The organism is Aeromonas sp. WP2-W18-CRE-05, assembly GCF_014168615.1.
GTDB lineage: Bacteria > Pseudomonadota > Gammaproteobacteria > Enterobacterales > Aeromonadaceae > Aeromonas > Aeromonas caviae.
On sequence record NZ_AP021917.1, the window covers coordinates 506,569 to 528,304 of the forward strand.

The 21,736-nt window shown below is 61.6% G+C and carries 26 protein-coding genes; 15 read left to right on the forward strand and 11 right to left on the reverse strand.

The window, feature by feature from the left end; all coding sequences use genetic code 11:
- Positions 1 to 42: 42 nt before the first annotated feature.
- Positions 43 to 1,407, forward strand: a complete 1,365-nt coding sequence (gene radA, locus H7R73_RS02475; RefSeq protein ID WP_010673036.1) for a DNA repair protein RadA — start codon at positions 43 to 45, stop codon at positions 1,405 to 1,407.
- 53 nt (positions 1,408 to 1,460) lie between these two features.
- On the opposite strand, the gene H7R73_RS02480 is transcribed toward radA, so the two are convergent.
- Both H7R73_RS02480 and H7R73_RS02485 read right to left on the reverse strand, forming a co-directional pair.
- Positions 1,461 to 1,847, reverse strand: a complete 387-nt coding sequence (locus H7R73_RS02480) for a PilZ domain-containing protein (protein WP_029313755.1) — start codon at positions 1,845 to 1,847, stop codon at positions 1,461 to 1,463.
- Positions 1,848 to 1,949: 102 nt separating this feature from the next.
- Positions 1,950 to 2,432, reverse strand: coding sequence for an Rsd/AlgQ family anti-sigma factor (locus H7R73_RS02485; protein WP_029313757.1), 483 nt, complete (start codon positions 2,430 to 2,432; stop codon positions 1,950 to 1,952).
- A 338-nt stretch (positions 2,433 to 2,770) separates the two neighbouring features.
- Between H7R73_RS02485 and hupA the strand changes: the two genes are divergently transcribed.
- On the forward strand, positions 2,771 to 3,043 hold the full coding sequence (gene hupA / locus H7R73_RS02490) for a nucleoid-associated protein HU-alpha (protein ID WP_005305063.1): 273 nt from the start codon (positions 2,771 to 2,773) through the stop codon (positions 3,041 to 3,043).
- A gap of 113 nt (positions 3,044 to 3,156) precedes the next feature.
- Positions 3,157 to 3,582, forward strand: a complete 426-nt coding sequence (locus H7R73_RS02495; RefSeq protein ID WP_029313758.1) for a hypothetical protein — start codon at positions 3,157 to 3,159, stop codon at positions 3,580 to 3,582.
- Between the two features lie 216 nt (positions 3,583 to 3,798).
- Here the strand turns inward: H7R73_RS02495 and dusA are convergent, their stop codons facing one another.
- Entirely contained in the window at positions 3,799 to 4,785 is a 987-nt protein-coding gene (gene dusA / locus H7R73_RS02500; protein WP_103260859.1) for a tRNA dihydrouridine(20/20a) synthase DusA, read from the reverse strand.
- 136 nt (positions 4,786 to 4,921) lie between these two features.
- Between dusA and zur the strand changes: the two genes are divergently transcribed.
- From zur to H7R73_RS02515, 3 genes are read left to right on the forward strand one after another with little or no spacing between them, the layout of a single operon-like run.
- Positions 4,922 to 5,380 carry a zinc uptake transcriptional repressor Zur gene (zur, locus tag H7R73_RS02505; RefSeq protein WP_039039955.1) on the forward strand — a complete coding sequence of 153 codons (459 nt, stop codon included), beginning with the start codon at positions 4,922 to 4,924 and terminating at the stop codon, positions 5,378 to 5,380.
- Complete coding sequence (locus tag H7R73_RS02510; RefSeq protein ID WP_010673043.1) at positions 5,370 to 5,831, forward strand: chemotaxis protein CheX; 462 nt, start codon at positions 5,370 to 5,372, stop codon at positions 5,829 to 5,831. The genes zur and H7R73_RS02510 overlap by 11 nt, the downstream gene beginning before the upstream one ends.
- Before the next feature lie 5 nt (positions 5,832 to 5,836).
- Positions 5,837 to 6,064: a hypothetical protein gene (locus tag H7R73_RS02515; protein ID WP_039039956.1), complete on the forward strand. Its 228-nt coding sequence runs from the start codon at positions 5,837 to 5,839 to the stop codon at positions 6,062 to 6,064.
- Positions 6,065 to 6,153: 89 nt separating this feature from the next.
- Here the strand turns inward: H7R73_RS02515 and brnQ are convergent, their stop codons facing one another.
- Together brnQ and H7R73_RS02525 are read right to left on the reverse strand one after the other, a co-directional pair.
- Positions 6,154 to 7,461, reverse strand: a complete 1,308-nt coding sequence (gene brnQ / locus H7R73_RS02520; RefSeq protein WP_103261190.1) for a branched-chain amino acid transport system II carrier protein — start codon at positions 7,459 to 7,461, stop codon at positions 6,154 to 6,156.
- A 190-nt stretch (positions 7,462 to 7,651) separates the two neighbouring features.
- A complete protein-coding gene (locus H7R73_RS02525) occupies positions 7,652 to 8,362 on the reverse strand; it encodes a tRNA1(Val) (adenine(37)-N6)-methyltransferase (RefSeq protein ID WP_103260858.1) in 711 nt (236 codons plus the stop codon).
- Positions 8,363 to 8,489: 127 nt separating this feature from the next.
- Here H7R73_RS02525 and srmB point away from each other — a divergent pair, with 127 nt between their 5' ends.
- Entirely contained in the window at positions 8,490 to 9,710 is a 1,221-nt protein-coding gene (srmB, locus tag H7R73_RS02530) for an ATP-dependent RNA helicase SrmB (RefSeq protein WP_041210934.1), read from the forward strand.
- Positions 9,711 to 9,897: 187 nt separating this feature from the next.
- On the opposite strand, the gene yaaA is transcribed toward srmB, so the two are convergent.
- From yaaA to tapT, 3 genes are read right to left on the reverse strand one after another with little or no spacing between them, the layout of a single operon-like run.
- Complete coding sequence (gene yaaA / locus H7R73_RS02535; protein ID WP_103260857.1) at positions 9,898 to 10,671, reverse strand: peroxide stress protein YaaA; 774 nt, start codon at positions 10,669 to 10,671, stop codon at positions 9,898 to 9,900.
- Positions 10,672 to 10,703: 32 nt separating this feature from the next.
- Positions 10,704 to 11,813: a PilT/PilU family type 4a pilus ATPase gene (locus H7R73_RS02540; protein ID WP_182951465.1), complete on the reverse strand. Its 1,110-nt coding sequence runs from the start codon at positions 11,811 to 11,813 to the stop codon at positions 10,704 to 10,706.
- Between the two features lie 23 nt (positions 11,814 to 11,836).
- On the reverse strand, positions 11,837 to 12,871 hold the full coding sequence (gene tapT, locus H7R73_RS02545) for a type IVa pilus ATPase TapT (protein WP_010673050.1): 1,035 nt from the start codon (positions 12,869 to 12,871) through the stop codon (positions 11,837 to 11,839).
- A 39-nt stretch (positions 12,872 to 12,910) separates the two neighbouring features.
- Between tapT and H7R73_RS02550 the strand changes: the two genes are divergently transcribed.
- The 5 genes from H7R73_RS02550 (at position 12,911) to H7R73_RS02570 (ending at position 15,870) form a co-directional block, all read left to right on the forward strand.
- A complete protein-coding gene (locus tag H7R73_RS02550) occupies positions 12,911 to 13,612 on the forward strand; it encodes a YggS family pyridoxal phosphate-dependent enzyme (protein ID WP_042864460.1) in 702 nt (233 codons plus the stop codon).
- Between the two features lie 121 nt (positions 13,613 to 13,733).
- Positions 13,734 to 14,558, forward strand: a complete 825-nt coding sequence (proC, locus tag H7R73_RS02555; RefSeq protein WP_103260856.1) for a pyrroline-5-carboxylate reductase — start codon at positions 13,734 to 13,736, stop codon at positions 14,556 to 14,558.
- A gap of 23 nt (positions 14,559 to 14,581) precedes the next feature.
- Entirely contained in the window at positions 14,582 to 15,133 is a 552-nt protein-coding gene (locus H7R73_RS02560; RefSeq protein ID WP_103260855.1) for a YggT family protein, read from the forward strand.
- Positions 15,133 to 15,432, forward strand: a complete 300-nt coding sequence (yggU, locus tag H7R73_RS02565; protein WP_041210939.1) for a DUF167 family protein YggU — start codon at positions 15,133 to 15,135, stop codon at positions 15,430 to 15,432. The genes H7R73_RS02560 and yggU overlap by 1 nt, the downstream gene beginning before the upstream one ends.
- A gap of 18 nt (positions 15,433 to 15,450) precedes the next feature.
- Positions 15,451 to 15,870 carry a DUF4426 domain-containing protein gene (locus H7R73_RS02570; protein ID WP_049636470.1) on the forward strand — a complete coding sequence of 140 codons (420 nt, stop codon included), beginning with the start codon at positions 15,451 to 15,453 and terminating at the stop codon, positions 15,868 to 15,870.
- Positions 15,871 to 15,945: 75 nt separating this feature from the next.
- Here H7R73_RS02570 and H7R73_RS02575 read toward each other — a convergent pair whose 3' ends face one another.
- From H7R73_RS02575 to H7R73_RS02585, 3 genes are all read right to left on the reverse strand, one after another.
- Positions 15,946 to 16,776, reverse strand: coding sequence for a CPBP family intramembrane glutamic endopeptidase (locus H7R73_RS02575; protein WP_103260854.1), 831 nt, complete (start codon positions 16,774 to 16,776; stop codon positions 15,946 to 15,948).
- Between the two features lie 161 nt (positions 16,777 to 16,937).
- Positions 16,938 to 17,228, reverse strand: a complete 291-nt coding sequence (locus tag H7R73_RS02580) for a hypothetical protein (protein ID WP_039039963.1) — start codon at positions 17,226 to 17,228, stop codon at positions 16,938 to 16,940.
- 49 nt (positions 17,229 to 17,277) lie between these two features.
- Positions 17,278 to 17,652 carry a YacL family protein gene (locus H7R73_RS02585; protein WP_171864935.1) on the reverse strand — a complete coding sequence of 125 codons (375 nt, stop codon included), beginning with the start codon at positions 17,650 to 17,652 and terminating at the stop codon, positions 17,278 to 17,280.
- Between the two features lie 206 nt (positions 17,653 to 17,858).
- Between H7R73_RS02585 and H7R73_RS02590 the strand changes: the two genes are divergently transcribed.
- The 3 genes from H7R73_RS02590 to H7R73_RS02600 all read left to right on the forward strand — a co-directional run bounded on the left by H7R73_RS02590 (position 17,859) and on the right by H7R73_RS02600 (position 21,499).
- Positions 17,859 to 18,974 (forward strand): sugar diacid recognition domain-containing protein, encoded by a 1,116-nt coding sequence (locus tag H7R73_RS02590; RefSeq protein WP_039039965.1) that lies wholly within the window; start codon positions 17,859 to 17,861, stop codon positions 18,972 to 18,974.
- Positions 18,975 to 19,093: 119 nt separating this feature from the next.
- Positions 19,094 to 20,356, forward strand: coding sequence for a GntP family permease (locus H7R73_RS02595; RefSeq protein WP_039039966.1), 1,263 nt, complete (start codon positions 19,094 to 19,096; stop codon positions 20,354 to 20,356).
- Positions 20,357 to 20,365: 9 nt separating this feature from the next.
- Entirely contained in the window at positions 20,366 to 21,499 is a 1,134-nt protein-coding gene (locus tag H7R73_RS02600) for a glycerate kinase (RefSeq protein WP_103260852.1), read from the forward strand.
- Positions 21,500 to 21,736: the final 237 nt, after the last annotated feature.

The window sequence follows — 21,736 nt, forward strand, 5'->3', positions numbered from 1 at the left end:
CAAGTATATCAAGCAGGAATTCATCCTGTCCCCGAGTTATCCATGGCCAAAAACAAAACCGCCTATGTTTGTTCCGAATGTGGAGCCGACTTCACCCGCTGGCAAGGCCAGTGCAGCGAGTGCAAGGAGTGGAACACCATCACCGAGGTGCGACTGGGGGTGACGACACCCGGCAAGAGCGCTCGCTATACCGGTTATGCGGGCGCCGTCGGCAGCCAGGTGCAGACCCTCGCGGAGATCGCTACCACGGAGATCCCCCGTTTCAGCTCGGGCTTCAAGGAGCTGGACCGCGTACTCGGTGGCGGCGTGGTCCCCGGTTCGGCCATTCTCATCGGCGGCAACCCCGGGGCCGGCAAATCGACCCTGTTGCTGCAGACCATGTGCGGCCTGGCGCAGCGCATGAAGACCCTCTATGTGACCGGTGAGGAGTCACTGCAACAGGTGGCGATGCGGGCCGGTCGGCTGGGTCTGCCCACGGACAAGCTGCGCATGTTGTCCGAGACCAGTGTCGAGCAGATCTGCCTCATCGCCCAGCAGGAGCAACCTCAGATCATGGTCATCGACTCCATCCAGGTGATGCACGTGGCGGATGTGCAGTCTGCGCCGGGCTCCGTCTCCCAGGTGCGGGAGTCGGCGGCGCTGCTGACACGCTATGCCAAGCAGAATCATGTGGCCATCTTCATGGTGGGCCACGTCACCAAGGACGGCACCCTGGCGGGCCCCAAGGTGCTGGAGCACTGCATCGACTGCTCCGTGCTGCTGGATGGCGGGCACGACTCGCGTTTTCGCACCCTGCGCTCCCACAAGAACCGCTTCGGTGCGGTCAACGAACTGGGGGTCTTCGCCATGACCGGGCAGGGAATGAAGGAGGTGAGCAACCCTTCCGCGATTTTCCTCAGCCGCGGGGAGGAGCAGGCGCCGGGCTCCATCGTCATGGTGATCTGGGAAGGCACGCGCCCCCTGCTGGTGGAGTTGCAGGCGCTGGTGGATTACTCCCAGCTCTCCAATCCGCGCCGGGTGGCGGTGGGGATGGACCACAACCGTCTCGCCATGCTGCTGGCGGTGCTGCATCGTCACGGCGGGTTGCAGATGGCGGATCAGGATGTGTTCATCAACGTGGTGGGTGGCGTCAAAGTCGAGGAGACCAGCGCGGATCTGGCGCTGCTGCTGGCCATGGTGTCGAGCTTCCGGGATCAGGCCCTGCCCAAGGATCTGGTAGTCTTTGGTGAGGTGGGGCTCTCCGGCGAGATACGGCCCGTGCCCTCGGGTCAGGAGCGACTGCAGGAGGCGGCCAAGCACGGTTTCCGCCGAGCCATCGTCCCGCATGCCAATGCGCCCAAACATCCCATCGAGGGGATGGAGGTGGTGCCGGTGAAGAAACTCTCCGATGCCCTCGAGGCCCTGTAACCAACCATGAAAAAGGAGCGTATGAACGCTCCTTTATTTTTCTGACCGCCCGCTCAGGATTCGGGGGGGACGTGGTCTCGGTGCTCTTGCAGCAACTGCTCCAGCTCGCGATGGAGCAGTTGCTCCTCTCCGATGTTCAGCTCGATCATCCGCTTGAGGTGAGTGGCGCTGTCGATGTCGATGTGGTGGCAGTAAAACCCCAGCTTCTTGCTGGCTTCGTGGGTCAGCTCGACTTGCATCTTGATCTCGATGTCGCTGCCCCCGAGCACGAAGCAGATTTCGTACTCCTTGTCCTCGCTGGCAACCCAATCCTCGGGTCTGAGCAGCAGGGCTCCCTGCAGGGAGACATCGACCAGCTGGGTACGCCACTGGTGTTCACCCTGGGTGAGCTTGGCGGCGGTCAAATAGAAAATCCGAGTAAAGTGGCGGCGCTCGGCCATGGTCGTCTCCGGTCTGCGTGCGAGCAAGATGCTCATTCTTCATGTTGCAGAGTGTAATCCAGCTGGCACGCCAGGATATTGAACTGGCTCCGATATTGAATATCAGACCTGCTGATGGCTGAGGGATTCCACCACCTGCAGCGCCTTGACCAGCCGATCCTCCTGTTTGAACCTGTCTTCCAGCACGGGGCCGAGTTGGTTCAGATCCTCGTCCAGTTGCAGCAACTGGGCTTCGTCGGCGTTGCTGTACTTGTCGTTGAACTCCAGCGCGAATTCGGTACAGGCACGGATATGGGGGTAGATACGCTTGGCCAGCTCCAGTTTGTCGCCGCTGGCTTGCTCAAAGGCGGTGACGACGTGGTTGTAGATCTCGAAATGGCCTGCGCTGACGTAGTCGACCAGTTGTTCGCAAAAACGTTGCAGTTCTACATGGCCTGGGAGGGTGCGTTGCTTGCACTTGGCGGGCATGAGGCCTGCCAGTCGCATGTACTCGACCAGCAACGCCTGTCTGGCATCCAGCCAGTCATCTATTGCTCTGTGCTTGCCTGCCAGTGCGCGCTTGGTTTTTTCCAGTTCAGTTAACATAGTCCCTCCATGGGCATGGCATGCGGCACTCGGGTCGCACGCCTCCGGTCATTCTCATCGACTGACGACACTCCTATAACTAGGGAAAATCCAGTTGACCGTCAATAGGAGTGTAGGGATATTGTTACATCAGGCGGGGATTTGCATGCCTCTCCCCACCGGTACTTCGCATCCTGTCGCCCATCCAGGGGACAAGGGGGCGATATATGTGACTATTTCCGCAGATCTTGATGAAAACCCCAGCATTCAAGCCAATCCGGCTGATAAAGCCTTTGCCTGAGTGTTTTTTTTTGAATAGAGTGGCCCGGTGCTAAATGCCCGATCATAAAGGAAATGTTATGAACAAAGCTCAACTTGTCGATGCAATTGCCGCCAAAGCAGACCTGAGCAAAGCTCAGGCCAAAGTCGCTCTGGAAGAGATCATCAATGGTATTACCCAGAGCCTGAAAGAGGGCGATGCCGTTCAGTTGGTGGGTTTTGGTACCTTCAAGGTCAACCATCGCGCGGGCCGTACCGGTCGCAACCCGCAAACCGGTAAAGAGATCCAGATTGCAGCTGCCAATGTGCCGTCCTTCGTGGCTGGCAAGGCGCTGAAAGACGCCGTCAAATAAGGTCGTCTTGTAATCAAATGAAGCCCGGCTTGTGCCGGGTTTTTTCTTGCCATCTTCGTCAAAATTTGTTTCAGATACACTCAGGATATGGCATGCGCTGTAGCGAGGTGGATATGGAACAGAAAAATGCCATTCGGCAGGTAGCCGTCCCCTGGGCTCCCTCTCGTCAACTCCCTCCCGGCCTGGTCGTGGCCGAACTGCATCAGGATATCTGGAGCGACACCCTGACCGTCATGCTGGGGCGTGCTCGCAGCATCGATCTGCCTCCGTTGCCCCTGTGCCGGGTGAGTTTTCGCCACATCTTCGCGGTGCGGGTGATGGAGGATTGTGATCTGGCGGAGGGGCGTGACAGCCACGTCATCGAGGAGCAGATCCAGCTCATCACCCCGTCCCGTTTCGCCAGCTGGTTCCATCAGGAATCCGATGGACTGCACCTGGATGAAGATTTGCAGCACTACCGCATCTCGACCTGGGATTACTGCGCCGATGTGCTGACCTCTTCTCCCCCTGAACTCCAGTTCATGGTTCAGGAGGAGTAAGCCAGACTGTCGGGTCGCCTCCGTGGTGACAAAAAAGCCGGCGCAGGGGCGCCGGCTTTTTCTTGTTCGGGAGAGGGCGTTCAGCCCAGGATCTGGTCCCGGTGCAGCCCCTGCACGATCAGCAGCCCGATGAAATAGAAGGTGCTGAGCTTGATGCCGAGAATGGTGAGCAGGCCGGCGCACAGACGCACCAGGGCCTTGTGCAGCTGTACATGATCACTCCACCGCGTCGGCTGGCGCGAACTCCGGCACCTTGGCCATGGCGTCCAGCACCACTTGAATGTCGGCCCCCGGCTTGCAGGCATTCTCGCTCAGATGGCGACGCCAGGCGCGCGCCCCCTGCATGTTCTGGAACAACCCCAGCATGTGGCGGGTCATGTGGGAGAGGTAGTTGCCCTTGGCCAGCTCTTGTTCGATGTAGGGCAGCATCATCCGCACCACCTCGTGGCGGCTCGGCACGGCATGGTTCTCGCCGAACACCAGATTGTCCACCTGGGCCAGAATGTAGGGATTCTGGTAGGCTTCGCGGCCCATCATGACCCCGTCGAGGTGCTGCAGATGTTCAAGAGTCTGTTCCAGACTGGTCACCCCGCCGTTGATGGCAATGGTCAGTTCCGGATAATCCTGCTTGACCTGGTAGACGCGAGGATAATCGAGGGGCGGGATCTCGCGGTTCTCTTTCGGACTCAGGCCGCTCAACCAGGCCTTGCGGGCATGGACGATGAAGGTATCGCAACCGGCGTCCCTTACCTGCTCGATGAAGGCCTGCAAGAACTCGTAGGAGTCTTGCTCGTCGATGCCGATACGGGTCTTCACGGTGACCGGAATGTCGACTACGTCGCGCATCGCCTTGACGCAATCAGCCACCAGCGCGGGTTCGCCCATGAGGCAGGCGCCGAAGCGGCCGTTTTGCACCCGATCGGAGGGGCAGCCGACGTTGAGGTTGACCTCGTCATACCCGCGCTCCTCGGCGAGCCTGGCGCAGCGGGCCAGGTCTGCCGGGTTGCTGCCACCCAGTTGCAGGGCGAGAGGGTGTTCCTGCTCGCTGTAACCCAGATAATCCCCTTTGCCATGGATGATGGCGCCCGTGGTCACCATCTCGGTATAGAGCAGGGTCTGGCGGGTCATCAGACGGTGGAAATAACGGCAATGCCGATCGGTCCAGTCCAGCATGGGGGCGATGGAAAAGCGCTGCGCCTGCATAAAATTCATCCGGGTTGGCCAAACAAGGGGCGGGATTCTATCACAACGTGAGACAGCCCCAGAAAATGAATTTTGTCGCCGCGCACTGGGGGCCCTGTGATAGTATCCGGCTAATTGACAGGGTATCTGCGTGAACATGAATCAAGACCAACTTCTACAACGAGCGGAACGCCTCTGCGAGCAGCGCGGGATCCGTTTCACCCCGACACGGCGCCAGGTGTTCCGGCTGCTTGCCGCCCATGGCAATGCCATCAGTGCCTATGATTTGCTGGCCCAGTTGCAGCAGACCGAGGCTCATGCCAAACCACCTACCGTCTATCGGGCGCTCGACTTCCTGCTCGAACAGGGCTTTGCCCACAAGGTGGAGTCGCTCAACGCCTTCATCTTCTGCTGCCACTTCGACCATGCCCACCCGATGCAACTGCTGATCTGCGATCGTTGCGGTGAGGTAGTGGAGCTGCACGATCCCGCCATCGACGGCGCCTTTTCCGAGCAGGCTCATCAGCATGGTTTTACTATTACCAACAAGACCATAGAAGCCCATGGTCAATGTGCCCGCTGTTCCGCTACCGTAGGAAGTCAAGATGAAGGCTGATTTTGTAAACCCGTTCCTGCTCTCCCTGCTCAACGTGCTCTCCACCATGGCACAGCTGGAACTCAAACCGGGCGCGCCCAAGCGCAAGACGGACGAGCTGGCTCGGGGAGATGTCTCCGGCCTGATTGGCATGGTGGGTCCGCAGACCCGGGGTTCCCTTTCCATCAGCTTCGAGAAGGGGCTGGCACTGGAGATCATGCGCCGCATGCTGGGGGAGGCGCCGGCCACCATCAACGAGGAAGTGACCGACATGGTGGGCGAGATCACCAACATGGTGACGGGCGGCGCCAAACGCATGCTGGGGGAGAAGGGCTATGAGTTCGACATGGCGACCCCGGTCATCGTCTCCGGTCCCAATCACACCATCACTCACCGGGCCGACGGCGCCAAGATCATGATGCCGTTCGAATCGGAGTATGGCCGTGCCACCATCGAGATCTGCTTCGAGTAATCGCCATGTGGAAGATGCTGAAATGGAGTGTCATCGGTGGGGTGGTGCTGCTTATCCTGTCGGATATCGAGATCAGCACCTCTCTCTACAAGTACGAAGACAACCGCGTGGAGATCAACTTCCCGCGCTGGCAGGCTGACCAGCCCTGGGGCACCCTGCGCTGGCATGCGGGCCGGTTTGAGCATCACTGGTACGGTCTTGCAGGCAAACCCAAGCCAGCAACCGTACTCTGACGAGCGCTCTCCACAACGGATGGATCAGATTGCACCAACAAAAAAGAGGCCAGCGAATGCTGGCCTCTTTATTTGGTCAAGATCTGTTATCAGGCCGCTTCTGCAGCCAGCTTGCCATTGCCACGCACCATGACACCGAGGCCACAGGCCAGCAGGGTCGGCAGCAACCAGGCCAGGCCCTTGTCAAACAGCGGCAGGAAGGCGAACGCATCCATCTTCATGCCGGCGGCGCCCAGGCCGTCCAGGCAGCCGAACAGGAAGGCGACCAGCAGCACGGAGCGGAACACCAGGCGGGGGCGACCGAAGTAACCCTTCAGGAAGGTGACCAGCACCAGCGCCACGGCAACCGGGTAGATGGCGACCAGCACCGGAATGGAGAGGCTGATGAGCTGGCTCAGGCCCACGTTGGCCACGACGCCGCAGATGACACCCAGCAGCACGACCAGCTTCTTGTAGCTCATGCCGGTCAGGTTGTGGAAGAAGTCGGAGCAGGCGGAGATGAGGCCGACGGCCGTGGTGAAGCAGGCCAGGGTGATGATGGCAGCCAGGATGAACTGACCCGGTTGGCCGAACAGGCTCAGCACGTAGGCGTTGACGATGGCACCGCCGTTGCTCACGTCGGTGGCGACGCCGGCAGCGGTGTTACCCAGCTGGAACAGGGAGACATAGACCACGGAGAGGCCGATGGCGGAGATGATGCCAGCGATGGCCAGGTACTTGAACTGGCTCTGGTAGTCATGGATGCCTTTCTGGCGCAGCAGGTCGACGATCAGGGCGCCGAACATCAGGGACGCCAGGGTGTCCATGGTGTTGTAGCCTTCCAGAATGCCCTTCACGAAGGGGGTGCTCTGGTAGTCACCGGATGCGGCAGGCATGCTTCCTTGCGGTGCGACGAAGACACCGATGGCCAGGGTCAGCAGCAGCAGCATCAGCAGCGGAGTCAGGTACTTGCCGATGGCATCCATCAGCTTGCCCTGGTTCAGGGAGACCAGGATGGCCACGCCGAAGAACAGTACTGTGTAGGCAACCAGATCGGATGGTCCCATGTCGCCAAGGAAGGGCTTGAGGCCCATCTCGTAGGCCACCAGGCCGGTACGGGGGGCGGCGAAGGCCGGGCCGATGATGATGTAGATGGCGACGGCCAGTGCGGTGGCCACGCCGGTCGGCAGCAGCTTGGTCATGCCGGCCCAGCCGTTGCCAGCCTTGGCGACGGCGATGATGGTGATGAGGGGCAGGCCCACGGCGGTGACCAGGAAGCCCAGCATGGCCAGGGAGAGGTGCTCACCCGCCATGAAGCCGGCCAGGGGCGGGAAGATGATGTTGCCTGCGCCCAGATAGAACGCAAAGGTCATGAAGCCCAATCCGAGTACATCGGACAATGTGAGTGATTTCGTCAAGTTCAACCTCGTCTGTCTTGTAAACTATTGCTTGTTATAGTTTTTTATTTGTCAGTGACCGGCACTTTCCGGGGGTAAAAAAAAGAGCCCCGCTGGTTTTTTCATCGCGACCAGTGGTTTGAACTGGTCTTGAGCGGGCGCTCATTTAGCAGTCAGCATAATGATGTGAAAAAATAGTTCAAGGCAAAATTTACATCTTCAAATAGAAGGGGCTGGTTAGTTGGATATATCTGTCGGAATAGCCTCCCGTGACAGAATGGATCACAATTTCACCCCTCTCACACTTGTTTAATCCTCTGCCAAGCAGCAATAAAACACGATTTGCCTCTTTCCCCTCTCTGGTAGTAACAGCCAGATAACAACGCTCATACAGATCATAACTCGACGAAATGCATAAAATTTCATCCGCCATCGCCGTGGGCAGCACCAGGGCCAGTTGCCCGGTACGGCTCAGCAGGCGATCGCTGGCGGCCAGCAATCCCCTGGGGGCGAGCCCCCCGGTATGACGGGCCAGAGCCCTGGCCGGATCGCGGAGTGTCTGGCCTGCCGGGAAATAGGGCGGGTTGGAGACGATGAGATCGTAAGGGGGGGCGAGGTGATCCTGAATGGCGCTCTCTATGATGGTGACCCGCTCACGCCAGGGGGAGGCCGCCACATTCTCCTGGGCCTGCATGGCTGCATCCTTATCCAGCTCCACCCCGTCTATGTGGCAGTCGTTCGTGCTGCGCTGGGCCAGCATCAGGGCGATGAGGCCGCTGCCGGTGCCGATGTCCAGCACCCGGCGGGCGCTGTCGACCGGCGCCCAGGCTCCCAGCAGAATGCCGTCCGTACCGACCTTCATGGCGCAGCGGTCGTGATCGATGTGAAATTGCTTGAACGTGAAACCGTTGTTGCGCCCCATTCGGCCCTCCTCCTGTGCCTGCCCGCGGAAAATGGCCGGCGATTATAGCGGCTAAGCCACAGTCACCATAGGAGCCGGCGGCATAATCGCCTATAATCTGCCGCTTCCTTAATGACCGAGTATTGCCATGAGCCAGTCCTTTGATGATTTCGACCTGAATCCAGCCCTCAGTCGGGCCTTGGCCGAGATGGGATTCACCCGCCCCACCACCATCCAGCAGATGGTACTGGAGCCAGCCCTGGACGGCCGCGATATTCTGGCCTCTGCGCCGACCGGAACCGGCAAGACCGCCGCCTTCCTGCTGCCCGCGATGCAGCACCTGCTGGACTTCCCGCGCCGCAAGCCGGGTCCGTGCCGCATGCTGATCCTGACTCCGACCCGCGAGCTCGCGCTGCAGGTGAGTGCTCACGCCAAGGCCCTGGCGGTGCACACCCATCTCAGCATCGAGACCATCATCGGTGGCGTCAGCCATGAAGAGCAGCTGCCTGCCCTGACCAAGACCACCGACATCGTGGTGGCCACCCCGGGCCGTCTGCTCGAGTACATCGAGAAAGAGGAGTTCGAGAGCCACGACATCGAGGTGCTGGTGTTGGATGAAGCGGACCGGATGCTGGACATGGGCTTCATCAAGGACGTGAACCGCATCGTGGAAGAGGCGCGCTACCGCAAGCACACCATGCTCTTCTCCGCCACTCTGGAAGGGGCCGGCCTCGAGAAGTTTGCGAGCGAGATCCTCAAAGACCCGGTTGAGCTGCACGCCGAGCCGCCCCGCAGCGAGCGCCGCCCCATCACCCAGTGGATCCACCTGGCCGATGATGCCGCCCACAAGTTGGCTCTGCTGGTGCACATCCTGAAAAACCCGGAGACCCAGAAGGCCATCATCTTCGTCAAGACCCGTGAGCGACTGGCGGAGCTTTCCGGCCAGTTGCAGGCGGCAGGCGTGCCCTGCGCCTGGATCCGTGGCGAGATGGAGCAGGCCAAGCGCATTGAGTCTATCCGCAAGTTCCATGAAGGGGAGGTGCCCTTCCTAATCGCCACCGACGTGGCCGCCCGCGGCATCGACCTGCCGAACGTCAGCCATGTCATCAACTACGACATGCCCTACGGCGCGGATGTCTATGTGCACCGCATCGGTCGTACCGGTCGAGCCGGCAACCGTGGCTGCGCCATCAGCCTGGTGGAAGCTCACGACATGGCCATGGTCGCCAAGATCGAACGCTACACAGAGGAGCGCCTCAAGCGCCGGGTGATCGATGAGCTGCGCCCCAGACACAAGGAAGCGCGGGTGCCGGTGAAGAAGAAAAAGCCGAAGGATGCCAAGAAGTCGGCAAAGAAGAAAAAGAAGTAATGCCCCCGAGCACAGTTGAAACGGCCATCCCAGGATGGCCGTTTTGCTGTCTGCTGCCTGGGGAGTGGCCTGAGAGAGGCGCAGAAAAAAGCCGACGCAAGGACGTCGGCCAACAAAAAGTGCTTACAACAGAGGATTCACAGAGTCAGACCCGAGGATCTCCGACTTGGTTCCCTTGAATGTGTAATTAATTTTCAGCGCGCTTGAACATCAGGGTATTGGCGTCGGACTCTTCCGGTACGAAGTAGTAGCCGTCGGCATTGAAACCGGTCAGCTGTTCCACCCGGGTGAGCCGATGCTTGATGATGTGGCGTGCCATCATGCCGCGGGCCTTCTTGGCGTAGAAGCTGATGATCTTGAACTGGCCGTTCTTCTCGTCCTTGAAGACCGGGGTGATGATGCGCCCCTGCAGGGCTTTCGGGCGCACCGACTTGAAATACTCGTCGGAGGCGAGGTTGATCAGCACGTCGTCCCCCTGGGCCGCCAGCGCCTTGTTCAGGTGCGCTGTGATGATGTCGCCCCAGAACTGGTAGAGGTCCTTGCCGCGCGGGTTCTCAAGCCTAATCCCCATCTCCAGGCGGTAGGGCATCATGAGGTCAAGCGGCCGCAGTACGCCATAAAGGCCGGAGAGCATGCGCAGGTGGGCCTGGGCGAAGTCGAGGTCGGCCTCGCTGAAATCTTCTGCGGCCAGACCGGTGTAGACGTCCCCCTTGAAGGCCAGCAGCGCCTGGCGGGCGTTGGCCGGCGTGAAGTCAGGCTGCCACTCGGCAAAGCGGGCGGCGTTGAGGCCGGCGAGCTTGTCGCTGATCTTCATCAGGCTGGCGATCTGGTCCGGGCTCAGTTGACGAGCCCGGGTGATCAGTGCTGCGGAGTGGTCCAGCAGTTCGGGTTGGGTGAAACGGGAGGTCACCAGGGGTGACTCGTAATCCAGCGTCTTGGCCGGGGAAACCACAATCAGCATAACGGTCCTTTACTAGCGATGACGCACGCCCCTCATTCATCCAGGGTCACGTTGTCGAGAGTGCCTGCGCCCAGCTGCTCGCGACCCGACAGCTTGATGAGCAGTCGCAGGTCGTTGGCGGAGTCGGCATGGGCAAGGGCCTCACTGTAGCCAATTTGGCCGGCGCAGAACAGGGTGAACAGCGCCTGATCGAAGGTCTGCATGCCAAGCTCGCCGGATTTGGTCATCACCTCCTTGAGTCTGTGCATCTCTCCCTTGCGAATGATGTCGGTGACGAGCGGGGTGTTGAGCAGGATCTCGAAGGCGGCGACCCGGCGCTGCCCGTGAGCGGAGGGGAGCAGCTGCTGGGCGACGATGGCGCGCAGGTTGAAGGAGAGATCGAACAGGAACTGGCGGTGCTTCTCCTGGGGGACCAGATGCAGGATGCGATCCAGCGCCTGGTTGGCATTGTTGGCGTGCAAGGTGGCGAGGCAGAGGTGTCCCGTCTCGGCGAACTGGATGGCGAACTCCATGGTCTCCTGGGAGCGGATTTCACCGATGAGGATGACATCCGGGGCCTGGCGCAGGGAGTTTTTGAGGGCGACATCGAAGGATGCGGTGTCGATCCCCACCTCCCGCTGGGTCACCAGACAGCGATCGTGCTGATGGACGAACTCCACCGGATCCTCCACCGTCAGGATGTGGCCGTCACCGTGCTGGTTGCGAAAGCCTATCATGGCCGCCTGGGTGGTGGACTTGCCGGCGCCAGTGGCGCCGACGAAGAGCACCAGCCCGCGTTTGGCCATGGCGACCTCCTGCAGGATGGGGGGCAGCACCAGCTCGTCAAAGGTGGGGATGCGGGTCTCGATGCGGCGCAGCACCATGCCCGGCATATCCTGTTGCCAGAAGGCGCTGACCCGAAAGCGCCCCAGCGAGCCTCGCTGGATGGCGTAGTTGGCCTCGCGGGTGTGCAGGAAGCGCTCGAAGTGGGTCTCGCCCAGGCTCTCCCTGATCAACGCCAGCGCCGTCGTCTTGTCGAGGGGAGCCGGCCCGAGCGACACCAGACGCCCGTTGACCTTGAGGGTCGGGGGGGCATCGACCGTGATGAAGAGATCCGAGCCCTTTTGTTCAACCAGTGCGGCGAGCAGAACATCCATGTTCATGGCGACTCCTTGGGTGTGCAAGCTTAAATGGTATTGGGATCGACCGCCTTGGCCTTGGCATCAAGGGAGGCGACGACCCCCCGGTTGACCAGCTGCTTGAGGCTCTGGTCCATGGTCTGCATGCCGTGGGTCATCCCGGTCTGGATGACGGAATAGAGCTGGGCCACCTTGTCTTCCCGGATGAGGTTTCGCACCGCCGGGATTCCCAGCATGATCTCGTGGGCCGCCACCCGGCCGCCACCGATACGCTTGAGCAGGGTCTGGGAGATGACCGCCCGCAGGGATTCGGAGAGCATGGATCGCACCATGTCCTTCTCCGAGCCGGGGAAGACGTCGATGATACGGTCGATGGTCTTGGCAGCTGAGGAGGTGTGCAGGGTGCCAAACACCAGGTGACCGGTTTCGGCGGCGGTCATGGCGAGACGGATGGTTTCGAGGTCCCGCATTTCACCTACCAGGATGATATCCGGGTCTTCCCGCAGGGCCGAGCGCAGGGCGTTGCTGAAGCTCTTGGTGTCGCGGTGTACTTCCCGCTGGTTCACCAGGCAGCGCTTGTTCTCGTGCACGAATTCGATGGGGTCCTCGATGGTGAGGATGTGGTGGTGGAAGTTGTCATTGATGTAATCGACCATGGCGGCCAGGGTGGTGGATTTGCCCGAACCGGTGGGCCCAGTCACCAGCACCAGGCCGCGAGGGTACTCCGCTATCTTGCGAAATATCTCCGGCGCCCCCAGATCGTCCAGGGTCAGAACGGTACTCGGGATGGTACGAAACACCGCGCCCGAGCCGCGCGCCTGCTGGAAGGCGTTGACCCGAAAGCGTGCCATGCCGGGCACTTCGAAGGAGAAGTCCACCTCGAAGTTCTCCTCCAGCTCCTTGCGCTGGTGGTCATTCATGATGTCGTAAATGAGGGCATGGACTTCCCGGTGATCCAGGGCGGGCAAATTGATCTTGCGAACCTCCCCATCAACCCTGATCATCGGGGGGACCCCGGCCGAGAGGTGTAGATCCGAGGCCTTATGCTTTACACTGAATGCCAATAACTCTGTGATATCCATAGATTTGTTATTCTCCCATCACAAGATTACGAACGAAATATGAGCCAGATTGCCCAGCACCTGCTTCAGGTAAAGGAACGTATTGTAGAGGCTGCCCGGCGTGTTGGCCGCAGCCCAGATCACATCCAGTTGCTTGCTGTCAGCAAAACCAAGCCGCTGGGGGACATTCAGGCTGCCTACGCCGCCGGTCAGCGGCGCTTTGGCGAATCCTATGCCCAGGAGGCCGCGCTCAAGATTGATGCCTTGCGCGAGCAGAACGCCTGTACAGACATAGAGTGGCACTTTATCGGCCCGCTGCAATCGAACAAGTCCAAGCTGGTGGCGGAGCGGTTCGACTGGGTTCAAAGTGTCGATCGCGACAAGCTCATCGAACGCCTCAACAACCAGAGACCGAGTGGGCTCGCGCCGCTAAATATCTGTCTGCAAATCAATATTAGCGGAGAGAGCAGCAAATCCGGTACGTCGGAGCAAGAGATTTTCCGCCTGGCCTCCCTGGTGGCCCAAAGCGAGCGGCTGCGGTTGCGCGGCCTGATGGCCATCCCCGAGCATACCCGCGACGAGGGGGTGCTCGCGGCCCAGATGGCGCGCATGCAGGCTCTGTTCACCGAGCTTGCGCAACAATACCCGAGCGTCGACACCCTTTCGATGGGGATGACCGAGGATCTCGAGCCGGCCATTGCCCATGGCAGCACCATGGTGCGGGTCGGGACCGCCATCTTCGGGGCCCGTGACTATTCATGAGCAAGGGCCGGGGCGAGAAACATCCCGGTCGTGCTTTTTCAGGTAAACAGGCGCGTGTGATGCTGTCAGCCCGCACAGGCTGGGTCGGCATCCGCTGCGATGTCAGTAACAGGAGTGTTTGATGCAGCAGAGAACCCTCGCCTTCATCGGGGCAGGCAACATGAGCCGCAGTATCATTGCCGGCCTCATCCAGGCGGGTTACCCGGCAGAGCGTATCATCGCCGCCAATCCCAGCCGCCCCAAGCTGGACGAACTGGCCAGCCAGTTCGGCATCCGTATCACCCACGAGAACGCCGAGGCGGCCCGGGAGGCAGAGGTGATCGTGCTGGCGGTCAAGCCCCAGCTGATGGCGGGCATGCTGAGCGCGCTGGTGGCCGAGCTTGGCTCGCTGGATGGCAAGTTGCTCATCTCCATCGCTGCCGGCATTCGCGTCGCACGCTTGCAGGAGATGGCAGGCGGTCACGATCGCATCATTCGCACCATGCCCAACACCCCCTCCTTGCTGGGGCTGGGGATGACCGGGCTCTATGCACCTCCCGCCATCGGGCAGGCCGATCGGGCGGTGGCCGAACAGATGATGCAATCCGTGGGCAAGACCCTCTGGGTGGATGAGGAGGCCGGCATCAACGGCGTCATCGCGGCGGCGGGCAGTGCCCCGGCCTACTTCTTCCTGTTCATGCAGGCGATTGCCGAGGAGGCCGAGGCCATGGGCTTTACGCCGGAGCAGGCCCGCCTGCTGGTGCAACAAACCGCCCTGGGGGCGGCCGCCATGGTGGAACAAAACCCCGATCTGTCGCTGCAGACCCTGCGCGAGCAGGTGACCAGCAAGGGCGGGACCACGGCCGAGGCCGTCAAGACATTCCAGGAGCAGGGGCTGATGCCGCTGACCGCAAGAGCCATGCAGGCGGCCGTTACCCGGGCCGGCGAAATGGAAACCCTTTTCTGAATCCCTTTTAGCAAGGAGCCCGGATGAACACGGCTTACTTTTTGATTAACACTGTCTTTGATCTCTACCTCATGGTGGTGCTGCTGCGGGTCTGGCTGCAGTGGGCGCGGGCCGACTTCTACAATCCCATGAGCCAGATGGTGGTCAAGCTGACCAACCCGCTGGTGGTGCCCCTGCGCCGCGTCATCCCGGGTTTTGGCGGGCTGGACATGGCCTCTGTGCTGCTGGCGCTGCTGATCGCCTTTGGCAAATTGTTCCTGCTCAAGAGCATGAATGTGCTGCAGGCGGACTGGCTCACTCTCTGTCTGTTTGCGACGCTCACCGTGTTGAAGAAAGCGGGTTCCATGATCTTCTGGATCCTGCTGATCCGCGCCATCCTGAGCTGGGTCAGCCAGGGTCGCAACCCCATTGAATACGTGATGCACCAGCTCACTGAACCCTTCCTGGCCCCCATTCGCCGCATCCTGCCTGCACTGGGCGGGCTGGATCTCTCCGTGCTGGTCGCCTTCATCGCGCTGCAGGCCATCAACTACCTGATGGGGGATCTGTTCGGCCAGTTGTGGTGGATGATCTGATGCCCGCCGTCCTGCTGGAAGGGGACGAGCTGGTGTTGCATCTGATGATCCAGCCCAAGGCGAGCCGGGATCAGATCATCGGATTGCACGGTGACGAGTTGAAAGTGGCCATCACGGCACCGCCGGTGGATGGTCAGGCCAACAGTCACCTGATCAAGTACCTGGCCAAGCAGTGCAAGGTGGCCAAGGGGCAGGTTCGCATCCTGCGGGGGGAGCTGGGTCGGCACAAGACGGTCGCCATCGACGCGCCAAAGCAGATCCCCGCCGAGATTGCCGCTCTGCTCGATAATCAGGATTGATACGAGAGGGATGACATCATGAAAACTGCCTGGATGAGTTGCCTGCTGGCACTCCTGATGACGCTGCCGCTGCGGGCTGAGCAGATGCAGGAGCTGGGCCCCTGGAAAGTGCACTACAGCGCGTTCAACTCCAGCTTCCTCACCCCCGAGGTAGCCAGGACCTATGGCCTGGAGCGCAGCCGCTATAACGGCATCGTCAATATCGCGGTGCAGAACAAGCAGGGGGTGGCACAGGCGGTGGGGATCAGCGGCGAAGCCCGCAATCTGACCGGCACCCTTCGCCCCCTGAATTTTCAGGAGGTGAAAGAGGGGAATGCCATCTATTACCTGGCAGTGCTGCCCTATCGCAATGAGGACACCTACCAGTTCACCCTGAAGATCATGGGGGAGGGGCAGCAGCAGACGCTGACCTTCCAGCAGACCTTCTACGTCGACTAGATTGCAGGGTGAATGCAGATGCCCTGCCCCCACGGGGGCGGGGCATTTTTTTGCCCGGTGAACCTGTGCTCGACGTCAGTGGCTGGCCAGGGGATAGGTAAACAGGGCCAGGTGGGCGAAGTTGAACAGGAAGTGGAGCAGGATGGCGATACTGAGGCGCCCGCTCAGCTGGAACGCCAGGCCATAGCAGGCCCCCGCCAGCGCGGCGAACAACACCAGCAACGGGCCACCGGCAAGATGGGCTGCGCCGAACAGCAGGCTGGCGACCAGGAGACCTGCCCAGGGCGTGCTTCGGCTTGCCACCCCTTGCTGGATGCATCCCCGGAACAGCGCTTCTTCCGCCACACAGGTGAACAACAGGTTGTTGAACGCGAACAGCCACCACCAGTGGGGCAGTCCCGCTTCGGGTTTGAGGGCGCCCAGTTGCCAGGCGGTGATGAGCAGGGCCGCGAGCGGCAGGATGAGCAGGGCCAGCGGCCGCCAGCGCATCGTTCCACCCGGGCCGAGCAGGCCGGGAATGGCCAGCAGCAGGGCGAAGAAAATGAGCGGCTTGTCCAGATTGAGGTAGAGGGTGAAGGGCACGCTGGCCGGGCCCGCCTGTACCTTGTCGAGCACCCTGAGATTGTCAAAGCCTGGCACCAGATGCAGCGTCAGGGCGAGGGACCACAGCAGTACCAGCGTCAGTGCGACGCCGCGCCAGGGTGGGGGCAGGGTGGGGGTACGCCAGGCCAGCAGCAGACCGGCGAGGCTGACAAGAGCGGCGAGGGGCGCGAGTCGCTCAAGCCAGAGGGCGATGAGCAGGGCTAGTCCCAACAGAAGCATGCCGGGCCTGGTCCGGCGGGCGAGGCAGCAGAGTACGGCCAGCCCCAGGACGAGCCAGATGAGGATATCGGGGAGTGGTAACATCGAGTCTCCTTGTATGAATGAAGGGCGCACCTTAACGATCCCCATGGTCTGGTTCAAGGAAAAGGGACTGGCCGGCAGAAGACGCGCAATGAAAAGCCGGAGCTGGGCTCCGGCTTGGGCGGCGGCAAGATGCCACCGAGAGAGGCGATGGCCTTCCCGTATCAGCGACCGGACTCGGCGATGACCCGGGCGATGATGTCGGCGCGTTTGCTGGCTTCCAGCTCTCCCAGGGCGATGAGACCGGCCTTGAAGATGACGTTCTTCGGCAGACTGACGTCATCCAGGGTGGTGATGGCCTCGACGTGCATGCCGTTCAGGCGGCTGGCATCGCGCGGGCTCAGGTTGACCTGGGTGTTCAGCACCTGCTTGCCCTTCTTCTTGGGCTGGGCGGGTTTCTTCGGTTGATCCAGCTCGTCTTCCGGCAGTTCGTCATCAAAATCGTAAATAGACATAGTCAATCCTGTTGGGTTGCAAGGGGCATGCTCGCCCGAATGGGGGTAATCAGCCCATATCCTCGTTGCGGATAAAGGCGCGCCAGGAGCCGAGTACCTGGGCAAAATCTTCCAGCCCGCACATGGCCAGCTGTTCATCATCGTAGTAGGCGAGATCGTCGAGATCCTCGTCCTGCTCGATATTGAGGACATTGGCCTTCACCTCGGCTTCCTCGTGGGTCAGCAGCAGGGAGTAGTCGCCCCCCAGCAGCCGGTATTCGGTGCGGGTCCGGCTGGAGAGCTGGTCGATGATGGCGAACAGCTCGTCGAGCTTCTCCTCGTCCTTGCCCACCTCGTCGATCAACCACTGGCCGATGGCTTCATGGCCCATGGAGAACCGGGCGCGATAGCCACCGAACGGGTCGCGGCGAAATTCATAATCCATAGCGGAGTCCATATCGGAGGGTGAAACCACCACGGCGCAAAGCGGCATGATGCCGGATCCTTGATCCATGGTGGGGCACTGATAGCGTAAAGTGGCCTATTCTAGCGATCCCCCCCGCGCTTGTCTTGATGATGTGGGATCTTTAACGGGTGATCCCGGTGATGGCGCACGCCGGGGACCCTGTCAACGAATGGTATGGAGAGGCAATGCAGCTCAACGACGCGCTCGCGCATCAGATAGTCAGCCGGGCGATGAAGATCCTCTCGTTCTCGGTCAACGTCATGGATGAGCGGGGACTCATCATTGCGTCCGGCAATCCGGAGCGGCTGCACCAGCGCCACGAGGGGGCCGTGCTGGCCCTGACCGAGAACCGGGTGGTGGAGATAAGCGAGGCCACCGCCCGGGAGCTCAAGGGGGTGAGGCCCGGCATCAACCTGCCCATCGCCTATCAGGGGGAGCTGCTCGGCGTCATCGGCATCTCTGGGGATCCGGACATCGTGCGTGCTTACGCCGAGCTGGTGCGCATGACCGCCGAGCTCATCCTGGAACAGGCTGCACTCACCGAGCAGTTGCAGTGGGACAAGCGCCACAAGGAGGAGCTGGTGTTGCAGCTCATTCGCGGCGAAGGGCGGGCCGATCAACTGCAACAGGTGGCCCGCTTCCTCGAGCTGGATCTCGCCCAGCCCCGGGTGGTGGCCGTGCTGGCGCTGGAGGAGGCCGAGCCCGCCCAGGTGAGGGAGCTGGTTCACCTGCTGGAAAACCCGGAGCGGGACAATCTGGTGGCCATCAACGGCCTGGACGAGATAGTGGTGCTCAAACCCGCCCAGCTCAGCGACGGCGTCTGGCAGTCGGCGCAAGAGCGCAGCCGGATCCGGCAGCTGCTCTCCCGTATTCCCCATTTCAAGGTTCGCATCGGGGTGGGTGATTACTTCGCCGGCATCCCCGGGCTGGCGCTCTCCTACCAGACGGCGCGAGACACCTTGCGCCGTGGCATGCGCCAGTCGCCCCGCAAGCAGGTCTATTTCTTCGAGGATTACCGGCTCTCAGTGCTGCTCGGCACCCTGGCGGACTCTTGGCAGGCGGATCAGCTGCGGGCTCCGCTGCAAAAGCTGGCGCAGGAGGACACAAAGGGAACGCTGCAAAAGACGCTGCGCCAATATTTCTTGCAGGATTGTGATCTGCATCCCTGTGCCGAAGCCCTGTTCATTCACCCCAACACCCTGCGTTATCGACTGACCCGGATAGAGCAGATAACCGGTTTGAATTTCAACAAGTTAGATGACAAGTTCCTGCTCTATCTCGGGCTCAGTCTCGATAGCTGATTTGTCTTTTCCAACAAAAATACAAGGCCGGTAAATGCTTTTTTTGGTTTTATGGCCAAAGCATTCCAGGCGGGGATCCCCATAATGGCGCCACTCATTACAACAACAAGGTGCCCGTCATGATCCCAGTCTCCGCGCTCGGCGCGCTCGCCGCGCTTTCCATCGCCATCTTCCTCATCCTGAAGAAGGTGCCGCCCGCTTACGGCATGATTGTCGGTGCCCTGGCCGGTGGCCTGATCGGTGGCGCCGACCTGACCCAGACCGTCGCCCTGATGATCGGCGGCGCCCAGGGGATCACCACGGCGGTGATGCGGATCCTGGCGGCGGGTGTGCTGGCCGGGGTGCTCATCGAATCGGGCGCCGCCACCACCATCGCCGAGACCATCGTCAAGAAACTCGGCGAAACCCGCGCCCTGCTGGCCCTGGCGCTGGCCACCCTGATCCTGACCGCGGTCGGCGTCTTCGTGGACGTGGCCGTCATCACGGTCGCCCCCATTGCGCTGGCCATCGCCCGCCGTGCCGATCTCTCCAAGGCGGCCATCCTGCTGGCGATGATAGGCGGTGGCAAGGCGGGCAACGTCATGTCTCCCAACCCCAACGCCATCGCGGCAGCCGACGCCTTCCACCTGCCTCTCACCTCGGTGATGGCGGCGGGCATCATTCCCGGCCTGTTCGGTCTGGTGATGGCCTACTGGCTCGCCAAGCGCCTCAACAACCGGGGCAGCAAGGTGGCCGCCGACGAGGTAGTGAGCTTTGACGGTGCCAAGTTGCCCGGCTTTGCCGCCGCCATCAGTGCGCCCCTGGTCGCCATCCTGCTGCTGGCCCTGCGTCCCATCGCCGGCATCGTGGTGGACCCGCTCATTGCGCTGCCCCTCGGCGGCCTGGTCGGGGCCCTGATGATGGGCAAGTTCACCAAGGTGAACCAGTTTGCCGTCTCGGGCCTGGCCCGCATGGCACCGGTGGCCATCATGCTGCTGGGGACGGGAACCCTGGCGGGCATCATCGCCAACTCCGGCCTGAAAGATGTGCTCATCAGCGGCCTGACCGCCTCCGGTCTGCCCTCCTATCTGCTGGCCCCCATCTCCGGTGCCCTGATGTCGCTGGCGACCGCCTCGACCACGGCCGGGACAGTGGTGGCCTCCAACGTGTTCAGCGCCACTCTGATTGAACTGGGGATCAGCAGCCTGGCAGGGGCCGCCATGATCCACGCCGGCGCCACCGTGTTTGACCACATGCCCCACGGCTCCTTCTTCCATGCCACCGGCGGCAGCGTCCACATGGGCGTCGGCGAGCGACTCAAGCTCATCCCCTACGAAACCGCGGTCGGTCTGACCATCGCCGTTGTCTCCACCCTGATGTTTGGCGTGTTTGGCCTCGCCTAAGGAACTGATATGAAAATTGTGATCGCCCCCGATTCATTCAAGGAGAGCCTGAGCGCCATGGCGGTGGCCGATGCCATCGAGGCCGGTTTCAAGCAGGTGCTGCCGGATGCCACCTACGTCAAGCTGCCCATGGCCGATGGCGGCGAGGGGACGGTGCAGTCTCTGGTGGATGCCACCGGTGGTCGCATCCTGCCGGTCGAGGTGACCGCTCCCCTTGGCAACAGGGTACAGGGCTTCGTGGGCCTGCTGGGGGATGGCAAGCGCGCCGTCATCGAGATGGCGGCGGCCTCCGGCCTCCATCTGGTGGCGCCCGAGCTGCGCAATCCGCGGCTCACCTCCAGTGTCGGCACCGGGGAGCTGATCCTGGCCGCGTTGGAGATGGGGGTGAACCACCTCATCCTCGGCATCGGCGGCAGCGCCACCAATGACGGCGGTGCCGGCATGATCCAGGCACTCGGCGGCAAGCTCCTGAAAGCAGATGGTACCCCCATCGCGCCGGGCGGTGCCGGTCTGGCCGAGCTGGCCACCATCGACCTGAGCGGGCTGGATCCCCGTCTGAGCGGGCTCCACATCGAGGTGGCCTGCGACGTGGACAACCCGTTGTGCGGCCCGAAAGGGGCGTCCGCCGTGTTCGGTCCGCAGAAGGGGGCAACTCCCGAGATGGTGGCCGAGCTGGATGCCAATCTGGCCCGTTACGCGGACTGCATCGAGCAGGCGCTTGGCAAGCAGGTGAAGGAGCTCCCGGGAACGGGGGCCGCAGGCGGCATGGGGGCAGCCCTGGTGGGGCTGCTCGGCGCCGAGCTCAAACCCGGCATCCGGATCGTCATCGAGGCGCTGAACCTGGCCGAGGCGGTGGCCGATGCGGATCTGGTCATCACCGGCGAGGGCCGCATCGACAGCCAGACCATCCATGGCAAGACGCCCATCGGGGTGGCTCGCTGTGCCAAGCAGTTCGGCAAGCCGGTGATCGGCATCGCCGGATGCCTCACCGATGACTGCGGCGTGGTGCACGAGCACGGGCTGGATGCGGTGTTCGCCGTGGTCAATCGGGCCATGTCCCTGCCGGAGGCGCTGGCCACCGCCACCACCAACCTGCAGCTCACGGCCCGCAACGTGGCGGCTCTCTACCTGCTGCGCAAATGACCCTCTCTCCTGGCCGATGCGGTGCATCGGCCAGACCCTGCCCCGTGCAGCAGAGTGAGCGGCCCGGCGTGGCACCTCTGACGCACTTGCCGATCCTTGGGTCGGATTTTTTTTATTATCCTGCTGTCTTTCATATGGTTTTTGTATTCTGACAAGGGGCTTTGCGGCATAGTGATCTCCCGACAGTGAGGGAGCCACGAGAAACAAGGCCCGCCTGAGGGAGGGCTTCCCATTCCG